The 19,495-nt window shown below is 25.9% G+C and carries 23 protein-coding genes and 1 riboswitch; of the genes, 19 read left to right on the top strand and 4 right to left on the bottom strand.

Annotation, left to right across the window (positions count from 1 at the left end; all coding sequences use genetic code 11):
* From rpiB to C7380_RS01975, 19 genes are all read left to right on the top strand, one after another.
* The gene (rpiB, locus tag C7380_RS02065) at window positions 1-438 is read left to right on the top strand and encodes a ribose 5-phosphate isomerase B (RefSeq protein ID WP_109603825.1); all 438 of its coding nucleotides are present in this window, start codon (window positions 1-3) and stop codon (window positions 436-438) included.
* Window positions 439-441: 3 nt separating this feature from the next.
* Window positions 442-1,410 (top strand): histone deacetylase family protein, encoded by a 969-nt coding sequence (locus C7380_RS02060; RefSeq protein WP_109603824.1) that lies wholly within the window; start codon window positions 442-444, stop codon window positions 1,408-1,410.
* Window positions 1,411-1,421: 11 nt separating this feature from the next.
* Window positions 1,422-2,402: a dehydroquinate synthase/iron-containing alcohol dehydrogenase family protein gene (locus C7380_RS02055; RefSeq protein ID WP_158274747.1), complete on the top strand. Its 981-nt coding sequence runs from the start codon at window positions 1,422-1,424 to the stop codon at window positions 2,400-2,402.
* 10 nt (window positions 2,403-2,412) lie between these two features.
* Complete coding sequence (locus tag C7380_RS02050) at window positions 2,413-3,153, top strand: hypothetical protein (protein WP_109603822.1); 741 nt, start codon at window positions 2,413-2,415, stop codon at window positions 3,151-3,153.
* Window positions 3,150-3,644: a ComEA family DNA-binding protein gene (locus C7380_RS02045; RefSeq protein WP_109603821.1), complete on the top strand. Its 495-nt coding sequence runs from the start codon at window positions 3,150-3,152 to the stop codon at window positions 3,642-3,644. Before C7380_RS02050 ends, C7380_RS02045 begins: the two co-directional genes overlap by 4 nt.
* Window positions 3,641-4,441 (top strand): epoxyqueuosine reductase QueH, encoded by an 801-nt coding sequence (locus C7380_RS02040; protein WP_158274746.1) that lies wholly within the window; start codon window positions 3,641-3,643, stop codon window positions 4,439-4,441. Before C7380_RS02045 ends, C7380_RS02040 begins: the two co-directional genes overlap by 4 nt.
* Window positions 4,442-4,455: 14 nt before the next feature.
* Window positions 4,456-4,860, top strand: a complete 405-nt coding sequence (locus C7380_RS02035) for an ATP-binding protein (protein WP_109603819.1) — start codon at window positions 4,456-4,458, stop codon at window positions 4,858-4,860.
* Between the two features lie 22 nt (window positions 4,861-4,882).
* A complete protein-coding gene (locus C7380_RS02030) occupies window positions 4,883-6,256 on the top strand; it encodes a flagellar assembly protein A (protein ID WP_109603818.1) in 1,374 nt (457 codons plus the stop codon).
* On the top strand, window positions 6,240-7,433 hold the full coding sequence (locus C7380_RS02025; protein WP_109603817.1) for a hypothetical protein: 1,194 nt from the start codon (window positions 6,240-6,242) through the stop codon (window positions 7,431-7,433). The genes C7380_RS02030 and C7380_RS02025 overlap by 17 nt, the downstream gene beginning before the upstream one ends.
* Entirely contained in the window at window positions 7,396-8,094 is a 699-nt protein-coding gene (gene thyX / locus C7380_RS02020) for an FAD-dependent thymidylate synthase (protein ID WP_206050490.1), read from the top strand. The genes C7380_RS02025 and thyX overlap by 38 nt, the downstream gene beginning before the upstream one ends.
* Window positions 8,095-8,107: 13 nt before the next feature.
* Complete coding sequence (locus tag C7380_RS02015) at window positions 8,108-8,476, top strand: hypothetical protein (RefSeq protein ID WP_109603815.1); 369 nt, start codon at window positions 8,108-8,110, stop codon at window positions 8,474-8,476.
* Window positions 8,470-9,423, top strand: coding sequence for a CBS domain-containing protein (locus C7380_RS02010; protein ID WP_109603814.1), 954 nt, complete (start codon window positions 8,470-8,472; stop codon window positions 9,421-9,423). Before C7380_RS02015 ends, C7380_RS02010 begins: the two co-directional genes overlap by 7 nt.
* 3 nt (window positions 9,424-9,426) lie before the next feature.
* The gene (locus C7380_RS02005; protein WP_109603813.1) at window positions 9,427-9,762 is read left to right on the top strand and encodes an iron-sulfur binding hydrogenase; all 336 of its coding nucleotides are present in this window, start codon (window positions 9,427-9,429) and stop codon (window positions 9,760-9,762) included.
* A 55-nt stretch (window positions 9,763-9,817) separates the two neighbouring features.
* On the top strand, window positions 9,818-10,480 hold the full coding sequence (locus tag C7380_RS02000) for a PHP domain-containing protein (RefSeq protein ID WP_240597472.1): 663 nt from the start codon (window positions 9,818-9,820) through the stop codon (window positions 10,478-10,480).
* Window positions 10,468-11,022 (top strand): ATP-binding protein, encoded by a 555-nt coding sequence (locus C7380_RS01995; protein ID WP_109603811.1) that lies wholly within the window; start codon window positions 10,468-10,470, stop codon window positions 11,020-11,022. Before C7380_RS02000 ends, C7380_RS01995 begins: the two co-directional genes overlap by 13 nt.
* Window positions 11,022-13,274 carry a BamA/TamA family outer membrane protein gene (locus C7380_RS01990; protein WP_109603810.1) on the top strand — a complete coding sequence of 751 codons (2,253 nt, stop codon included), beginning with the start codon at window positions 11,022-11,024 and terminating at the stop codon, window positions 13,272-13,274. Before C7380_RS01995 ends, C7380_RS01990 begins: the two co-directional genes overlap by 1 nt.
* Window positions 13,275-13,297: 23 nt before the next feature.
* Window positions 13,298-13,420: riboswitch (cobalamin riboswitch) on the top strand.
* Between the two features lie 91 nt (window positions 13,421-13,511).
* Window positions 13,512-14,393, top strand: coding sequence for an ABC transporter substrate-binding protein (locus C7380_RS01985; RefSeq protein WP_109603809.1), 882 nt, complete (start codon window positions 13,512-13,514; stop codon window positions 14,391-14,393).
* Window positions 14,390-15,412 (top strand): FecCD family ABC transporter permease, encoded by a 1,023-nt coding sequence (locus C7380_RS01980; RefSeq protein WP_240597470.1) that lies wholly within the window; start codon window positions 14,390-14,392, stop codon window positions 15,410-15,412. Before C7380_RS01985 ends, C7380_RS01980 begins: the two co-directional genes overlap by 4 nt.
* Complete coding sequence (locus C7380_RS01975) at window positions 15,409-16,182, top strand: ABC transporter ATP-binding protein (RefSeq protein WP_109603808.1); 774 nt, start codon at window positions 15,409-15,411, stop codon at window positions 16,180-16,182. The genes C7380_RS01980 and C7380_RS01975 overlap by 4 nt, the downstream gene beginning before the upstream one ends.
* 29 nt (window positions 16,183-16,211) lie before the next feature.
* Here C7380_RS01975 and eno read toward each other — a convergent pair whose 3' ends face one another.
* From eno to coaD, 4 genes are all read right to left on the bottom strand, one after another.
* Complete coding sequence (eno, locus tag C7380_RS01970; protein WP_109603807.1) at window positions 16,212-17,510, bottom strand: phosphopyruvate hydratase; 1,299 nt, start codon at window positions 17,508-17,510, stop codon at window positions 16,212-16,214.
* Between the two features lie 31 nt (window positions 17,511-17,541).
* On the bottom strand, window positions 17,542-18,240 hold the full coding sequence (pyrH, locus tag C7380_RS01965) for a UMP kinase (protein ID WP_109603806.1): 699 nt from the start codon (window positions 18,238-18,240) through the stop codon (window positions 17,542-17,544).
* 64 nt (window positions 18,241-18,304) lie between these two features.
* A complete protein-coding gene (tsf, locus tag C7380_RS01960) occupies window positions 18,305-18,898 on the bottom strand; it encodes a translation elongation factor Ts (protein ID WP_109603805.1) in 594 nt (197 codons plus the stop codon).
* 108 nt (window positions 18,899-19,006) lie between these two features.
* Entirely contained in the window at window positions 19,007-19,495 is a 489-nt protein-coding gene (coaD, locus tag C7380_RS01955; protein WP_109603804.1) for a pantetheine-phosphate adenylyltransferase, read from the bottom strand.

The raw sequence follows: 19,495 nt of genomic DNA, 5'->3' as shown, positions 1-19,495 counted from the left end.
ATGAAGATTGCTTTGGCTTCAGACCATGCAGCATACGACATGAAAGAATATATACGCGAATATTTAAAAAATAAAAATTATGAAGTAATAGATTTGGGAACATATTCAAAAGAAAGCACTGATTATCCTGATTATGCTAAAAAATTGGGTGAGGTTGTAAATAAAGGTGAAGCAAAATTTGGTATATTAATGTGTGGTACTGGCATAGGAATGTCAATAGCTGTGAATAAAGTAAATGGAATAAGAGGAGCATTATGTTTATACCCAGATATGGCAAAACTTGCAAGGCAACACAATAATGCCAATGTATTAGTACTCGGCGGTAGAATAATGGGTCCAGATTTAGCTCAATGGACAGTTGATACATTTTTAGAAACAGATTTTGAAGGTGGAAGACATGAAAGAAGAGTGAATAAAATAAAAAACATGGAGGAATAAAATATGAAAGTAATCTATGATCCTCGACATGTATTTTTTCAACCTAAAAATATTTTTGAAAACTCAAAAATTAAAGTAAATCCTGATAATCCTAATAAAATCGAATCTATAGTAGGTCTTTTAAAAAAAGATCTCAGATTCGATTTTATAAAACCTATGGATTTTCCAAGATCTTATTTATATTTGGCACATGATCAAGAATATATTTTATGGTTAAAAACACTATCAAAAAAATTAAAAACTGAAGAAGAATATTTTCCAAAAGTTTTTGGATATGATAAAATTTATGATACACAGACACCTATAACTAATAATACATTTGAAATGGCTTGGATATCAGCCAAATGTGCATTGACTGGTGCTGATTATATTATAAAGACTGCAAATGATGCATATTGTTTAACAAGACCTTCTGGAATACACGCAGGTTTGGATAATGGTGGCGGAAAATGCTATTTGAATAACGGCGCAATAGCTGCAAAATATATTCAATCTAAAACTAATGCTTATATTGCAATATTGAATATAGGGAGTTTTCATGCAAATGGAACACAAGAAATATTTTATGAAGATAATACTACATTAACAATTTCAATACATTCAAATCCAAGCGACAATTTTCCATATATATCTGGTTATGAATGGGAATTAGGCTGCAATGAAGGTAGAGGTTATAATATTAATTTTCCATTATCAAAAAATAATGAAGCTAAAGATTATATTAGAGTTCTCGAAAAAGCTATTTTAGAAATTAAAAATTTTGATCCTGATTTTTTGATAATATCTCTTAGCACTGATATGAACGAAAATGATGAAAATAGTTGTTTTAAATTGAATAGTAATGACTTTAAAAACATTGGAAATCTCATTTCAAAATTAGAAGTACCAAAACTTATCCTTCAAGAAAACGGTTATAATTCTAACGTAAATGAAATTTCTATTAAAAGTTTCTTTGATGGATTAATTATTTAAAGGTGGTTTTATTGAAAACATTTGTTTTTTCAAAAGGAATTGAAAAAGATATAAATATAGTTATATCAAAAAATATAATAAAAAATATAATAAAAAAACACGATAACACATATGGTTCATTTATAATATTAGACACTAAATTAAGAAATATAATAAAAATAAAAAATGATCACACTTATATAAAAGGTGGAGAAGAAGCAAAATCTCTAGATAAATATCTGTACTTATGTGAATTAATAAATAATAAAAAATATAATAACATAATTGCAATTGGTGGCGGAAATGTCTTAGATATAGTTGGATATGCTTTCAATACTTTAAATTTTGAAAAAAACAATCTCATATTAATTCCAAGTACATTATCAAGTTTTGTTAATTTGCCTTTAAGTGGAAACTTTTATGCAAATATGAATTTTACACGTAATTATTTAAAAGTAACAGGATACCCTAATTATATATATATAGATCAAAATTTTTTAAACTATTTTAATACTCAGGAATTAAAAAAACAATTTTTAATTCCTTACATTATAGGCTTATTATATGATAAAAATCATTCTAAATTATCTATAAAATATTCATCAAGCTTTGAAAATCTTGATTATGACAATTTTTTAGAAAGAAATATAAAATATATTATAGATTTTTATAATCATGAATATACATTTCCAGGAGAAAAAATATCTAAACTCATTTTTAAAGAATCTGATCTTTTAAAAATGGATTACTTAGAGTTTTTAGCCGTATCATTTTTGTTTTTAATATATATATCTTATAATAAAAAAGAAATTTCAAAAGAAAAATATGAAGAAATAAAAAATGATATACTTAAATTGAATATATTAAAAAGAGATAATTTAAAAAAAATATCTTTTCAAAACACTAATTCTACATTAAAAGAAATTTTTATTACAGAGAATGGTTATAAAGAATTTATATTATCTAATTCTGATATAAAAGATAATATATTAGATTTCAAACAAATTATCTGAGGTGGAAAAATTGAAAAAAAGTAAAGGAGTTTTATTACCTTTAATGGTAACTCTATTATTTATACTTCCATTTATAGCTTTTTTAATGACTACATATACAATATATCTAAAAAATCAAATGAATAAATTTGATATAAAAATAAATGATATAAAAATAAAATCAGAAGACATACCAGAAAAAAATGTTTCTAATTCTCCTATAAAAGATATTCAATTAATTGATATCCGTCCAAATATTTCAGAACTCAAATATGATATAAAAGAACTTAATTATTATAATTTAATTTCTTTGTCAAAATCATCTCTTGAAGAAGTAAATCGAGGGGCTATAAAATTATTTACAGATGAACAACAAGCTATAAATGAAGTTATAAATGCCTATCAAAATAATATAGAATATTTCATAACAAAAACAAATGATAAATTTTATGTTTATAGAGAAGACTATGAATTAGAAGAAAATGTAGATGAACAATTTATATATACAATTCAAATTTATTATACCTTAAATGCATCAAATGCATATCTTCCAACAAATACATTGAGAAAAGCTGGATATCCAGTTTTAGCTTTTAATGGAAAAAGTACAGGTGGAGGAAAATACTGGGGAATACTTGCAGGACTTTTTATAAATAAATCAGATGCTGTAGATTTTTCAAATAATATGGATGATAAACAAATTACTGAATTAACTGGATTTTCAATTGAAGGTAGATGGTATAAAGGTATAAGATTTATAGGGCAAAGATGAAAAAAATAATATATATATCTTCTATAATTTTAATATTTTTTTTACTCGGATTTATATATAATTCTAAAGAAAATAAAAATATCATCACTGTTAAAAAATATGATATATTAACAGTGACTTTTGATGAATTAATAACAATAAATGGCATAGGAAAATCAAAAGCCAATAAAATTTTAGCTTATAGAAATGATATAGGTTTTAATAAAAAAGAAGATTTAATGAAAGTCGATGGAATAGGTGAAAAAACGTATAAAAATATTGAAAAATATTTTTATATATCTAATAAAAAAATAACCCTAAAAAATAATAAAATAAATTTAAATATTGCAAATAAAAATGAGTTGATGTCTCTCCCAGGTATAGGAGAAAAAAATTCAGATAAAATAATAAATTATAGAAAAATAAAACACTTTGATAATATAGATGATTTAAAAAAAATAGGCTTATCCAAAAATACTATAAACAATCTTAGGGGGTTAATAGAATTTTGAAACTATTATTGCATGTTTGTTGTGCTCCAGATTTAACTATATCTTATAAAAGATTAATTGAACAAAATATAAATCCAACTCTTTATTTTTACAACCCCAATATACATCCTATAGATGAATATAAAAAAAGATTAAATGAAGTTATAAAATTAAAAAAAATTTGGTATCTTGAAAATATAGAAGCTGAATATAAACAAAAAGAATTTTTTAATGCTATAAACAAAAATCTTAACAATAATAGATGTTATGAGTGTATAAAATTACGTCTCAAAAAAAGTGCTGAAATAGCTAAAAAAAATAATTTTGAAAATTTTTCAACGACATTATTTGCTTCTCCAAGAAAAAATCATGATATGATAAAAAGTATAGGAGAAAAAATAGCTAAAGATTTTGAATTAAATTTTATGTACTTTAATTTTAGAGCCAATGATGGAGTAAAAGAAGCTGCAAAATTATGCAGAAATATGAATATATACAGACAAACGTATTGCGGATGTTCTTATTCAATATTTGAAGCAAAAAAATTAGAAAAAATTTCAAAAGAAGAAAAATATAATAATTTAGTAGAAAATATTGGGGAGAAAAATGCCAATATGTATTTTAAAAACTTCAAAAAAGATGTCTTAAAAATACCTCAAGATATACCTTATTCTGTAATAAAGGACAATATAAATATTTTAAAGAATTTTAAACCAAGAATAATACTAATAAAAAAAGAAATAGCTCAAGAATTTAATATAGTAAAAAGTGGTAGAATAAAATTAAAAGATTGGAAAGGAAAATTTATCGTTTGGTGATCGGGGGATTATAAATGGACTTCGTAAAAATAAGTATACCAAGTAAAAATATTTATATAAAACTTTTAAGAAATATGATGAAAGATTTTTGCACTATAATAAAATATAAAAATGAAGATGAAATATTTATGATAGAATTAGCTTTAAATGAAGCTATTGCAAATATTATAGAACACACTTATAAATACGAAGAAAATAAAAAAATAGACTTATCAATAGAATATGATGATGACGTATTAACCATAAAAATCAGAGATTATGGTGAGAAAATAATACCTGAAAATATAAAACATAGAGATTTAGATAATATAAGAGATGGAGGACTTGGAGTCTACATAATAGAACAGGTATTTGGAAAACCTCAATGGGTATATTGTAATGATGGTAATTTAATGATTTTGAAAAAAATTTTAATATAGTTTTTTATTGCGGAGGGATGTTATGGCTAAATTAAATTTTAAAAGCTCAGGGGATAATATGCTTGCTACAATAACTATGACAGATGATGGAAAGCATGTCTCAAAAAATGAAATTCTTGCATTTCTTAATGAAAATAAAGTAAAATATGGAATTCAAGAAAACATAATAAATGATATGACTGCTGATCCTCAATATGATCGTGAATACCCTGTTGCCTATGGAATAGGTCCTAAAAAAGGTGGAAATGGCAGTTTAGAAATGGTAGTAAAAAAGAAAAAAACTGAAATTTCACAAGATTATATAAATATGAAAGAAAGATCTAACATAATATCTATAGAAAAAGATGAAATAATTGCAAAAATAATTCCACCTTCAAAAGGTCAAAGTGGAATGGATATATTTGGAAATGAAATAGAAGGTCTTGATGGAGAAGCTGTTAAAGTTACTCTGGGTAAAAATGCTTTAATAAATGAAAATTTAATAATAGCTTTTGTCTCTGGCGAATTAATATTAAATAAAGAAAATGATTTAAGTTATTATATTGATGTTTCACAAATACATAGAATAGATGGAGATATAGATTATTCAACTGGAAATGTTAGATTTCCTGGAACAGTTATAGTAAATGGTAATGTAATGCCAGGATTTGTAATTGAAGCTGATGATGACATAGAAATAACTGGAATAGTCGAAGGGGCTACTTTAATTGCTGGCGGAAATATAAAAGCTAATGGAATAAAAGGTGCTGGAAAAGGAATAATTAAATGTAGAGAAATATTTGTAAATTATATAGAAAATGCCAATTTAGACGTAGAAGAAAAAATAAATGTAACTCAATCTATAATTAACTCAAATATAAAATCTGGAAATAAAGTAATAGTTCAAGATAAAAATGGTAGAATATCTGGTGGTGTAATAACTGCAGGTCAATTAATAGAAGCTTCATATATTGGAAGTAAAATGAATGTAAAAACCACTTTAGAAGTTGGTGTTTCACCTTCTTTAAATGAAGAACTCACTATCATAGAATCTCAAATAGCTATAGATATAGAAAATTTAAGAAAATTAAGTTTGATATTAAAAGGTTTGATGAAATTAAAAAAAGAAAACAAATTAGATCAAAACAAGATGATGCAATATAAAAAAAGCTTGGAAACAGCAAAACAATTAAAAGCTGCACTCGGAGAAAATGAATTAAAATTAAATAGAATAAAAAAAGCCATTCAAAATTCAAAATTTGGTGGAAAAATAATAGTAAAAGAAATTCTATATCCTGGTTCTGAATTAATAGTACATAAGAAAAAATTTTTTCCAAACACTGAACTTACAAAAACTATTTTTTTAGTTCATGAAGATAAAATAGTTATGAAAGGTTACAATGAAAGCGAGGAATAAACTTTTGAAAAAATTAATAATAGTTTTATTAATTATATCCAATATAGTAATATTTGGAGGAGATCTTGAACAATATTTACAAATATTCGATACCGATTCTCTAATAAATCAAGAAAACAATAAATTGAATACATTAGGTTTATATTTAAAATTTTTGGAAACTTCAAATGAAGAATACAAAAATACTGCTAATTTATTAAGAGCAAGAATATATAATGATTTTTCTGCAGATGAATCTGCTGTTTTAAACATATTATCAGAAACATTACCAAATCAAATAAATATTCCTGAAAAAAAACTTTATGAACTATCAAAACTCTATAAAGATTCTGTCATAATAAATGCTTTTTACATAGAATTTGCTTATAAATCTCTAACTGAAGAATATAATGCAACAAAAGAAAAACTAATAATGGAATCTATAGAAAAAATCGAAAAATTAAATGGAGAGTCACCATTTACAGTATACTATAAAAGTATTATACAATGGTATTCAAAAATAAATTCAAATCCTTCAAAAGCTTATGAAAATTTAGAAAAAATGTACAATAATAATAGAGATAATATAAAATTGAGCCAATTAATAGTTCGTTTAAGTTATGAATCTCAAAGATATGATAAAATAGAAGAATTATATTCTGTATATACCACTTTAAACAAAAAAGACGAAAAAACAATGATTCTTTTTGCAAAAGCTTTTCAAGAAATGGAAAAAGAAAACATAACAAGAAATATTCTTGAATGGTTGATAAATAATTCAAATAAAAAATCAATATTATCTTCTACTTATGAAATTCTTGGAGATATATCGAGTACTTCAACTCAAAAAATTAATAATTATAAAAAATCTTTAGAATATGATGAAAAAAATCCTAATTCTTTAGGAAAGATTGGAATGGAATATTATAAAACTTCAAAAGATAAATTAATATCGAGATTATATTTACAAAAAGCTCTTTATTACAAAAATAATGACCCTGAAATAATAAAACTCCTCAAAGAAATAGACAAGGAAACAAAAATAACAGGATTGTTCTCATATATAATTCCATTAAGTTTATTCGTAATAATATTTGGAATATTATTATTGAATATAAATAAATTTAAAAAAAACAAAAGAAAGGATGAAGAAAATAATGATGCAGGAGAATCAGAAAAAAACAATCAAAATACTTGACAAAGGGTTTGTAACTTTAATAGATCAAATGGGAAATGATAGATCTGCTGTAAGAGCAGCAAGAGTTTCTTATGGTCAAGAAATTTCTACAGATGAAAGAGATAAAAAATTAATTAACTATCTTTTAAAACATTCTCACTTTTCACCATTTGAACATATAAGTTTTACATTTCATGTAAAAGCACCTATATTTATTGTTAGACAATGGTTTAGACATAGGATTGGAATGTCTCCAAATGAAATTTCAAGGAGATATACTTCAAAACAAGCTGATGAATTTTATATACCAGATCATATAAGAACTCCTGATAAAGAAAATAAACAGGGTAGTATAAAAATAAAAAACTCTGAACTTTCACAAGAATGTATAAATTTGATAGAAAATGCTTATATGGAATCTTATAATATATATAATAATCTTTTAAATAAAGGTGTTGCAAGAGAAATGGCGAGAATGGTATTACCAGTTGGTCAATATACAGAGTTCTATTTAACAACTAATTTAAGAGCTTTATTTCATTTTTTTAATCTGAGAGCTGATTCTCATGCTCAATGGGAAATACAAGAATATGCAAGGGCAATGGCTGAAATAGTAAAAGAAATTTGTCCATGGAGTTTTGAAGCTTTTATAAACCATAATTATACAGGAGATCTCTTATAAGGAGATGATACTTTTGAATATACAAGAGTTAATTAAAATTGTTAAAGGATCTGCCATAGTTTTACCTGAAAGTATTAAAAACTTTAATATTGAATATGCCGGAGCTTCTGATTTAATGAGCGATTTTCTTGCCTTTTCAAAAGAAAATATGTTCTTAATAACTGGCTTAACAAGTCCTCAAACAATCACCACAGCTGCTGTAATAGGTGCAAAAGGAATAATATTTGTTAGGGGAAAAGAAATTCCAGAAAATTTAAAAGAAATAGCGGAGGATTTAGAGGTTTGTATCATAAAATCCTCCCTTTCTATGTATATGGCATGCGCGATTTTATTCAAAAGTGGAATTAAAGATGCTATGGGAACGGATGATCAATTATGTTAGAAAATAAAAATGAAGTTGATAAATTAGTAAGTACATTATCAAAAGTTTTTTCTAACACTTTAATAAATGAAATTATGACCACTCCACCAATTCTAGTCACTGGCGAAACTAAATTAAAATACGCTAAAGAAATAATGAGAATAAAAGGAATATCTGGAATGCCTGTTATAAAAAGAGATTTAACTCTAAGCGGAATTTTAAGTATAGAAGATATAATAAGAGTAATTGAAAATAATAGTCTAGAAGAACGTGTCGAAAAATGGATGACAAAAAAACCAATTTTTTTAAATGAAGAAGATACAATTATGACTTTTTTAGAACTAAATAAAAATGAGAAATTTGGACGATATCCTGTAATAAATTCTAAGAAAAAAGTCGTTGGCGTGGTAACAAAAATTGATATATTAGAATGGATGTTTAAAAAGCTTGGCTATATATATGTTCATGATGAAAGAAGGGATAAAGTTTTAAATAAAAATTATGTATCTTCTATAACTGGAGAAAATTTTGAAACTGAAGGATATGACTTTAAATATTCTATAGATTATAAATCTGTAGAAATGGTAGGAATAGCCGCAACAAAATTAAAAAAATTTTTAACTTCTAAAAATATTAATCCAGAATTGATAAGAAAAATATCTATTTCTACATATGAAGCAGAAGCAAACGTTGTAATTCACTCAGAGTCTAATGGAATATTATATTGTTGGACAGAAGAAGATAAAATTAAAGTATTCATCGAAGATTTTGGAAAAGGTATAGAAGATATAGATTCTGCTCTAAAAGAAGGTTATTCTACAGCTACTGAAAATGTTAGAGAAAAAGGATTTGGAGCTGGAATGGGTCTTCCAAATATGAAAAGATTTTCAGATAGAATGACATTAATTTCAAGTTCTGGAAAAGGAGTAAAATTAGAAATGCTATTTTATTTCAATAAGGGGGAATAAAATGTGACTCTACAAAATATGATAGAAAAATTAGATCTAAAAATTATCTATTCATCAAAAACAGATACAGATATAATATCTGGCCATATAGGAGATTTATTGAGTGAAGTGATGAGAGACGCAAAAAAAGATTGTATATGGATAACTCATCAAACTCATCAAAATATAATCGCAGTTGCAGAAGTAGTAGGTGCAAAGGCTATTGTACTGCCTAAACCAGGAAAATATCTTGAAGAAACAATTAAAAAAGCAGAAGAAATGGATATTTCTCTTTTAATTTCTGAAAATGATGCTTTTGAAACTGCTGGCAAAATATATAATCTTCTAAAAAATGAATAAATATAATTGCTGCTTTCATAATCATACAGTTCTTTCACCCTGTGCTGATATAACTATGACTCCTGAAATATATAATGATATTTTAAGTTCAAGTTCAATAGATTGGATCTCAATAACTGATCATAATTCTGCTGAAAATATGTATTCTTTTAATTTTCAATTAAATAAAATTGGAATAAAATTAATTCCCGGAATAGAAGTTCAAACATCTGAAGAAGTCCATATCATAATCTATTTTAAATATATAAAAGAGTGTATAAAATTCTCAAAAATAATTGAAAATACTCTAATAATAAAAAATTATGACCCAGAAAAATTAGGATATCAAATACTAGTCGATGAAAAATCAGAATTTATAGATATCAAAAGCTCTCCATATCTTGGAAGCTCTTCAAACTTAACTGTTGAAGAAGTTTATAATTTATCTAAAAAATTTAAATCAATAATATATCCGGCACATATATTTAGAGCTTTTGGACTTATATATCAACTTGGTCTTCCTTTAGAATTAGATTTCGATGCAGTAGAAGTAAAAAATGAAGACGAATTAATAAAAGCACAAAAACTTGGCTACAAAAGATTTATTTATGGTAATGATTCTCATTTTCCAGATCAGTTAAAAAATCCATCTTGTATTTTAGAATGTGAATCAAGAACTTTTGACGAACTTAAAAAATCACTCTATAATGGTAAGGTGAAACCAGTATGGCCACATTAGAAACAATCTCTGATCATATAATAGATATATGCGAAAACGCTGTAAGGTCTAATTCAATAGAATGTAAATTAATTATTATCGAAAGCAAAGATTTTTTTTCTTTCGAAGTTAAAGATTATGGAATAGGGATGAATTCAGAAGAATTGAACAATGCACTTACTCCTTTTTATACTACAAAAAAAGAGAGGAAGAAAAAAATTGGCATGGGATTGCCTTTTTTAAAGTTCTCTTGTGAATTAACGGGTGGTAGTTTTAATATCAAAACAAAACCAAACAATGGTACAACTGTAAATGCAACTTTTGTAAAAACTAATATTGATTGCCAACCATTAGGAGATCTTTCAAATGCTCTTTATTTTGTTATATATCTCGACTCTAAAATAAATTGGTACATAAAAAGAACTTTTTTAGATGATGGATATGAAATAGATACAAAACAATTAAAAAACTCATTTGAAAATATATATGATACTCCTAAATTTATGTTACAGATAAAACAAAATATTTATAATTTAGAAAAAGAATTAAAAGGAGGATTTTAATGAAAAAATCAATTCTAATGATCTTTATATTATCTTTATTGACTCTTTCATTCTCAATAACAAAGCTTAACTCAATAGAGTATAGTACAGATATATCTTATGCTGCTACAGATATAAATAATATTATGAATAATTATGATATAAAAATCGGAAATTATGTTGGAGATATAGACATAAAATTAGCAATGAAACAAGTAAATAATCTCGGCTTTTTCAATTCGCTTTCTTATGAATTAGACGAAGAAAATGGAAATTTGAAATTAATAATAAATCCAAATCCAATAGTCAAAAATGTTGAAATAGAAGTATATGGTGATGGATTTGTCGATAAAAAAGATTTAAAAGATTATTTAAATTTAAAAACAGATATTCCTTTAAATGTATATGACTTTCAAAAAGCACTCAATTCCATAAATTTATATTATACGAATAATGATTATAGTACTATAGAAATAAGTTCTAATATTAAATTATTAGGTGATAAAGTAACACTTGAAGCAACAGAAATTAATAATAATAAATATGATGAAAATACTTTATTATTCATAATAAATGAATATAAACTCTGGGATTTGAAATTAGAAGGCGAATATGCCCAATTAGATAAAGAAAAAGTAAAGAAAGATCTAAATTTTAAATTTAGAAAAGACTATGAAAATAAATTTTTCCTGTTTAGGCCAAAATTAAAAGAATCATATCCAGATATAAAAAAATTACAGGGTTTGATGTCTTCTATAGCTTCATTACCTTATTTTAGTGAAGAAACTTCTATAAAATGGGAACCCGTAGATATAGAAGAATCCTTGGGTGGAGAATTAAATCTTGTACTAGATGGAAAATTAAGAAGAGTTATAGATGATAATACCAAAATAAATAAAATAAAGTATAATGGTAATGATTCTATCGAAAGTTTTAGATTAAATGAAAAGGTATCAGAAATAATAACAGAAAACTCAACTGTTTCTAATTTAGATATTTTAAAATCTTTAGATGTAATAAATAAATTATATACACAAGAAGGATTCTTATTTGTTGATACAAAAGTAAATATAGACAAAAATAATGATTTAATATATAATTTTAATGAGAAAAAAGTAGGTAATATAAAAATAACAAAAGATGCTACGGCAAAAACCCAAGATTATATAATAGATGATTTAATAAAATTAAAAAAAGATGAAGTTGTAAATCTAAATAAATTACAAGATACCTATAGAGCATTCACTGGAACAGGTTTTTTCCAAAGTGTTGATATAAATCCTATTTCAATGTCAGAAGACTCTGTTGACTTTGAGATTCATCCACATGAAAGAACAAATGCTGTTAAGATAGCTGGTGGATTAACTTGGTCTATGCCAGATGTAAAAGATTGGTATTATGGATTTGCAGGAACTTTAAGTTTTTATATTCCAAATCCTTTTGGTTATGGTCAAACTTTTGGACTAAATACTGAATTAAATCCTTTGAATAATAAATATAAATTCGGATTAAATTATAATGTATCAAAAATCTTTAAAACGGATATAGATCTTGGATTAAGCACATCATATCTAACAGTACCAAATGGTGAATATGTAGAAACTTTAGGTGCTTCTATAACAAATAATTTATCATTTTCTATTTCACCTTCATTCAAATTTTCAGATTTTTCATATATAACAACAGATTTATCCTATGACTATTATCAAAAATTAAAATCAAATGATATAAAAAGACTTTCTACTGGTATTGGTTACAAATTAAACAGATTAGATAATCCATATAGACCTTATTCGGGAGAATATTTTTCAACAAGAGTTTTTGGAGGATTAAATCTAAATAACACAGATCAATATTATACTGGTAATACTTTAGAAGGTAAATATTTTACAAGTTTCTATAAATTTACTTTTGGAACAAGATTAAAAATCGGATTCTCTAATGATCCTTATTCCTTATTCAATTATTCAGTTGGCGGAATGAATAGTGTAAGAAGATATAGTTTATCTTCTAAACAAGGTAATAATATGTATTTATTCAATACTGAATTAGCTTATGAACTATTAAAAAATCCAGTACCAATTGATATATATGCTTTTTATGATAATGGAAATACTTCAAATAATTTAAATAATATATTGAATGATAATATTTGGTCTTTTGGAACTGGTTTAAAATTCAACATTCCTTTACTGGGTCAAATCAGATTTGAATATGGTTGGGACAAAAATTTAAAAGGAAAATTTGAATTTGGATTTGGTCAAGTATTTTAAAAAAAATATATAAATAATAAATAAAGGAAATTAGTGAAAATCTAATACGGTCGCGCCACCGTGATTGAGGACAAAAAATTACATACCACTGATTAAAAAATCGGGAAGGGTAATTTGGAGGATATAACTCATAAGTCGGGATACTTTATTTATAATTTTTAAAAATTCAAGCACTTCGCGCCAAAGTGTTTGGAGTTAGTTTTTACCTTGGCGTAATTATTACGGGAGGTAGCAAAAATGAAAAAAGCATTGAGTATTGTTCTATTGTTATTAGTAGGAATTATAGCTTTATCATCATTTACAATAATAGATGATCTTGGAAGACCTGTAAAAATAGACCAAGATATTAAGAGAATAATTTCTGCTGCACCAGCTGTATCTGATTATTTGAAACATTTAAATGCAGAAGATCTTGTTGTAGGCGTTACTGATTGGGATAATAACATTGAAGCTGAAAAAATAGGAAATATGACACCTTTGAATCTTGAAAAAATAATAAGCTTAAATCCTGATATTGTATTTATATCTGGTGGATTCCAAGAAAAAGAACTTGAAAGATTAGAAAAATATAATATAAAAACTATAGTTATAAACCCATTATCCATAAATGATATAATAAGAGACACAGTTTTAATAGGAACTATAATTGATAAAAAAGAACAAGCAATAAAATTATCAAAAAATTTAAGAGAAAGAATGCTTAATATTTCTAAAGAAACATCTACTTGGTCAGAAAAACCAACTGTTATGTATGCAATGATTTCAAGTCAAAATATTTCATCAATTTGGACAAGTGGAACAGGTTCTTTTATGAATGAATTACTATCAATCGCTGGTAGTTTAAATGTTGCTTCACCATATACTGGAAATAATGGTTGGCTTTCTGTTGGCCCTGAATTTATAGTTTCTAAAAATCCAGATATAATTATTGTTCCTTCTTATTTTATGGGAGATAATTCTGGAATTGAAACTTTAAAATCAGCTTCTCAATTTAAAAATGTAAATGCTGTTAAAAACAACAAAATATTTTCAATTAATAATGATAAAGCTTCACAAGCATCACCTTCATTAATAGAAGCATTAGAGTCAATATATGAAATAATAAAGGAGTCAAAATGACTATAAAAAAAATTAAAAACAGGAAGAGGATTATACCTCTCCTGTTTATTCTTTTGATAATAAGTTTTATATCTATAATAATTTTTACTTCTTTGGGAAGTGTAAATATTCCATTAAAAGAAGTAATAAAAACACTATTTCTTAATCAAGAAAATTCTACATATAAATTACTCATTATGGATTTGAGATTACCAAGAATTTTAGGTAGTTTTATAATTGGAGGTATTTTAGCTTTATCTGGAAATATATTACAGTTAATAATTCAAAATCCTCTTGCAGACCCTTATATACTTGGAATATCTTCTGGAGCCTCTTTTGGAGCTGTAATTTATACGGCTTTATCTGGTATATTAGGATTACATTTATTTTTCGGATTAGAAACTTTTTCTTTCATATTTTCTATAATATCTGCAATCATAGTATTTATGTTGGCAAAAGAAGGAAAAAAATTTCCAGTATTATCTTTAATATTAAGTGGTGTAATAGTTAGTTTTTTGTTCAATGCATTTACAACATTAATAACAGTAATGTTTTGGAGAAATTTAATACATGTAAATATATGGCTCATGGGAAGTACAGCTTCTATTACATGGGAAGATATATTTATATTGACTGTAGTATTATTAATACAAACTATCGTAATAATAATTTATAATAAAGAATTAAATGTTTTATCTATGGGTGATGATATGGCAATATATTCTGGTGTAAATCCAGAAAAAATAAAAATGATACTAATTTTAACAAATATATTTGCTGTATCTATAGCTGTTTCAAAATCTGGAATAATAGGGTTTGTTGGATTAATAATACCACATCTTGTAAGAAAAATTAAAGGACCATATTCATTAATTTCTAGTTTAATATCTATATTATCGGGTGGAATTTTTTTAACTATAAGTGATTTTATATCCAGAACAATTTTTGCTCCTTCCGAACTTCCAATAGGAATAATAACTTCTATAATCGGAGCGCCTTTATTTATATATGTTATGAAAAAAAGAGGGAAAAAATTATGATTCAAATAAATAATATAAAATTTAATTATGGAAATGGATTCAATTTAGATATTAAAAATCTTCATATAAAAAATGGAGAAATTGTATCAATAATTGGACCTAATGGGGCTGGAAAATCAACTTTAATAAAATTAATATCTAAAATTCTTCCTTTAAAATATGGAAATATATTTATAGACTCTAAAAATTTAAAATCCTTAAATTTGAAAGAACTTTCAAAATTGATAGCCGTTGTTCCTCAAGAATTTAACACTATTTTTGATTATTCTGTCAAAAGTATTGTGGAAACTTCCAGATTACCTTATTCAAAAAAATTTGATTTTTTTACAGAAAATAAAGAAGATGAAAACATAATATCCAATTCCATGAAAAAAACAGATACTTATAAATTTAAAGAAAAAAGTTTTTCTAATTTATCTGGTGGCGAAAAACAAAGAGTCATGGTAGCAAGAGCTTTTGCTCAAAAATCTAAAATACTCCTTTTAGATGAATTTTCTTCTCATCTCGATCCTGGTCATACACAGTATCTTTTAAATATAATAAAAAATTTAAGTCAAAAAGAAAATTTAACTATATTATCTGTATTTCATGATATAAATCTTGCAAGTCTTTATTCTAATAGAATATTAATAATGAAAGATGGAAAAATAATAAAAGATGGAACACCAAATGAAGTTATAACAAAAAAAATAATAGAAGATATATATAATTTTAAAGCTGAAATCATAATTCATCCTAAATATAAAATACCTCAAGTAATTTTTCAATAAAAAAACCCCCTTTTTATAGGGGGAATTGTTTATTTATCTATTGAATAAAAAGAATCTAAACCTTTAAATTGAGCAACAGAACCCAATTCTTCTTCTATTCTTAATAATTGATTATACTTAGCAATTCTATCTGTTCTTGATAAAGAACCTGTTTTTATAAATCCTGCATTTGTTGCTACACAAAGATCTGCTATGAATGTATCTTCTGATTCTCCAGATCTATGAGAAATTACATTTGTCATATTATATTTTTTAGCTAATTCTATTGCATCAAAAGTTTCTGTTAAAGAACCTATTTGATTCAATTTTATCAATATAGAGTTTGCTGATTTTAAATCTATACCTTTTTGTAATCTTTTAACATTGGTCACAAACAAGTCATCACCAACAACCTGAGCTTTAGTTCTAACCTTAGCAGTAAATCCTGTATAAGCATCCCAATCTTCTTGATCAAATGGATCTTCTATAGATTTTATTGGATATTTATCTATTAATCCTTCATAGTAATCTGCAAGTTCTGAAGAAGATAAATCTTTTCCATCAATATGATATGTTTTATTATCTGAATTATAAAATTCTGATGCTGCACAGTCTAATGCAATAAATACCTCTTCACCAGGTTTATAACCAGCTTTTTCTACAGCTTTTACTATGAACTGTAAAGCTTCTTCGTTTGAATCAAAGTTAGGAGCAAATCCACCTTCATCTCCAACTGCTGTTTGATGGCCAGCTTCCTGTAATAATTTTTTTAAATTATGAAAAATTTCTGTTCCTGCTCTTAAAGCATCTGAAAATTTGTTAAATCCAGCAGGCATTATCATAAATTCTTGAATATCTAAGTTATTATCTGCATGTTCTCCACCATTAACAATATTCATCAAAGGTACTGGAAGAACTTTAGCATTTGGACCACCTAAATATTTATATAAAGGTATTTCCAAAGAATCAGATGCTGCTCTTGCTACAGCTAATGATACAGCTAAAATAGCATTTGCACCCAATTTCTCTTTATTTTCAGTTCCATCTAAATCTAACATTACTTGGTCTATTAAAGCTTGATCAAAAGCGTTTAAACCTTCTAATTCTTCAGCTATAACATCATTAACATTTGCAACAGCTTTTGAAACTCCTTTACCCATAAATCTTGATTTGTCTCCATCTCTCAATTCTAAAGCTTCAAATATACCTGTTGAAGCTCCTGATGGAACTATTGCTCTACCTTCAGCACCACTTGCCAACATAACTTCTGCCTCTACTGTTGGGTTACCTCTAGAATCTAATACTTCTCTTGCCTTTACTGACACGATTTCGTCGTATAAGTATGACATGCACAAACACCTCCTGTTGAGCTTTATATCATCAAGGAATTACTCTCGTTCCAATTTTTTTATCCATAACTGCATTTAAAAGATTATCCTTATCAAAGAAATTAATAACACTAATAGGCATCTTATACTTTTGACATATAGCAAATGCCTCTGTATCCATAACTTTTAAATTTTTAGAAATTGCTTCATCATATGTAATTGTATCATATTTCACAGCATCTGTAAACTTTTTAGGATCTTTATCAAAAATTCCATCTACTTTAGTTGCTTTTATAAGTACTTCTGCTTTCATTTCAACAGCTCTCAAAGCAGCCGCTGTATCAGTTGTAAATAAAGGATTTGAAGTACCTCCTGCAAAAATAACTACATAACCTGAATTAAAATATAATTCTATATCATCATAATGAATTGATCTCACTGAAGGAAGTTTAACTATCTGAGAAACAACAACACTTTTTATTCCAATCTTTTCAAAGTAGTCTTTTAAATACAGAGCATTACTAACCGTTCCCAACATACCTATATGATCAGCAATACTATTTGTAACACCTTTTAACTCTTTACCTCTAAATATATTTCCAGCTCCTACAACCATACCAATATTCATTCCATGTTGAGAAACTTTCTTTATTTCAGAAGCTAAATATTTAACCGCATCATCGTTAAATCCTTTATTTCCTTCACCAGATAATACTTCACCACTAAGTTTCAAAAGAACTCTTCTATACATATTTTCTATACCTCCAGTAAATTATAAAAAAAGGGGGTGACAAAAACACCACCCCCTATATCAATTAATCTTCTACTGAGAATCTTGAGAATTTTTCAACTTTTATATTTTCACCAATCTTAGCAATGGCAGCAGTGATAAGTTCACCTATTTTTTCACCATCACCAAAAACATAATTCTGTTCTAAAAGACAATTTTCTTCATAGAACTTATTAACTTTATTTTCAGCTATTTTTTCAATAATATGTTCAGGTTTTCCAGAACTCTTTAATTCTTCAGCGTATATTTCTTTTTCTTTATTTATTATTTCTTCTGGAACATCTTCTCTTGATATCCATTTTGGATTCATAGAAGCAATTTGAAGAGCTACTTTATGTGCTAATTCATGAAAATCATCTGTTTTAGCAACGAAATCTGTTTCACAACCTAAAAATAATAAAACACCCATTTTTTCATTGTGGTGAATATAAGAATAAACAATTCCTTCTTTAGTTTCTCTATGAGCTTTTTTAGCTGCTTTTGCAGCACCCTTTTTTCTTAAAAGTTCAATTGCCTTATCTAAATCACCATTAGTTTCTTCAAGTGCTTTTTTACAATCTAACATACCTGCACCTGTAGCTGTTCTTAATTCTTTTATCATTTCCGTACTTACAGCCATCTAAAAGTCCCTCCTTGCGCGTGTTAATGATTTCAACCAATATATTCTATCACATTATTATTTCCATTTCAATAAGTATTAAAAATTTTAATTAACACTTTTTAAATTTTAATTTTTTTTAAATTTTTCTTTAAGCTTTTTTTCTACTAATGGTGAAACCCATGTACTAACATCTCCATCGTACCTTGCAACTTCCTTTACCATAGAAGATGAAATGAATGAATGAGCTACATCAGACATCAGAAAAAATATTTCTAATTGTGGCATAAGTGATCTATTTCCATTTGCCATTTGCAATTCATATTCAAAATCTGTAACGGCTCTCAAACCTCTTATTACAGTAGAAATATCTTTTAATTTACAATATTGCACCAATAATCCTGAAAAAGTATCTATTTCAACATTCGGTATATGTGATAAATTGGCTTTAGTCATCTCAACTCTTTCTTCAAGAGTAAATAAGCATCTTTTTTCTGAATTATTCATAATAACAACATTAAGTTTTTCAAATCTTTCAGCAGCTCTCTTAACAAGATTTATATGGCCATAAGTAATAGGATCAAAACTTCCTGGATAAACAGCTATTCTTTTTTGCAT

The sequence above is a fragment of the Oceanotoga teriensis genome (assembly GCF_003148465.1).
Classification (GTDB): domain Bacteria; phylum Thermotogota; class Thermotogae; order Petrotogales; family Petrotogaceae; genus Oceanotoga; species Oceanotoga teriensis.
Note: the sequence above shows the minus strand (reverse complement) of the source record. Positions and strands in the feature narration are given on the sequence as shown.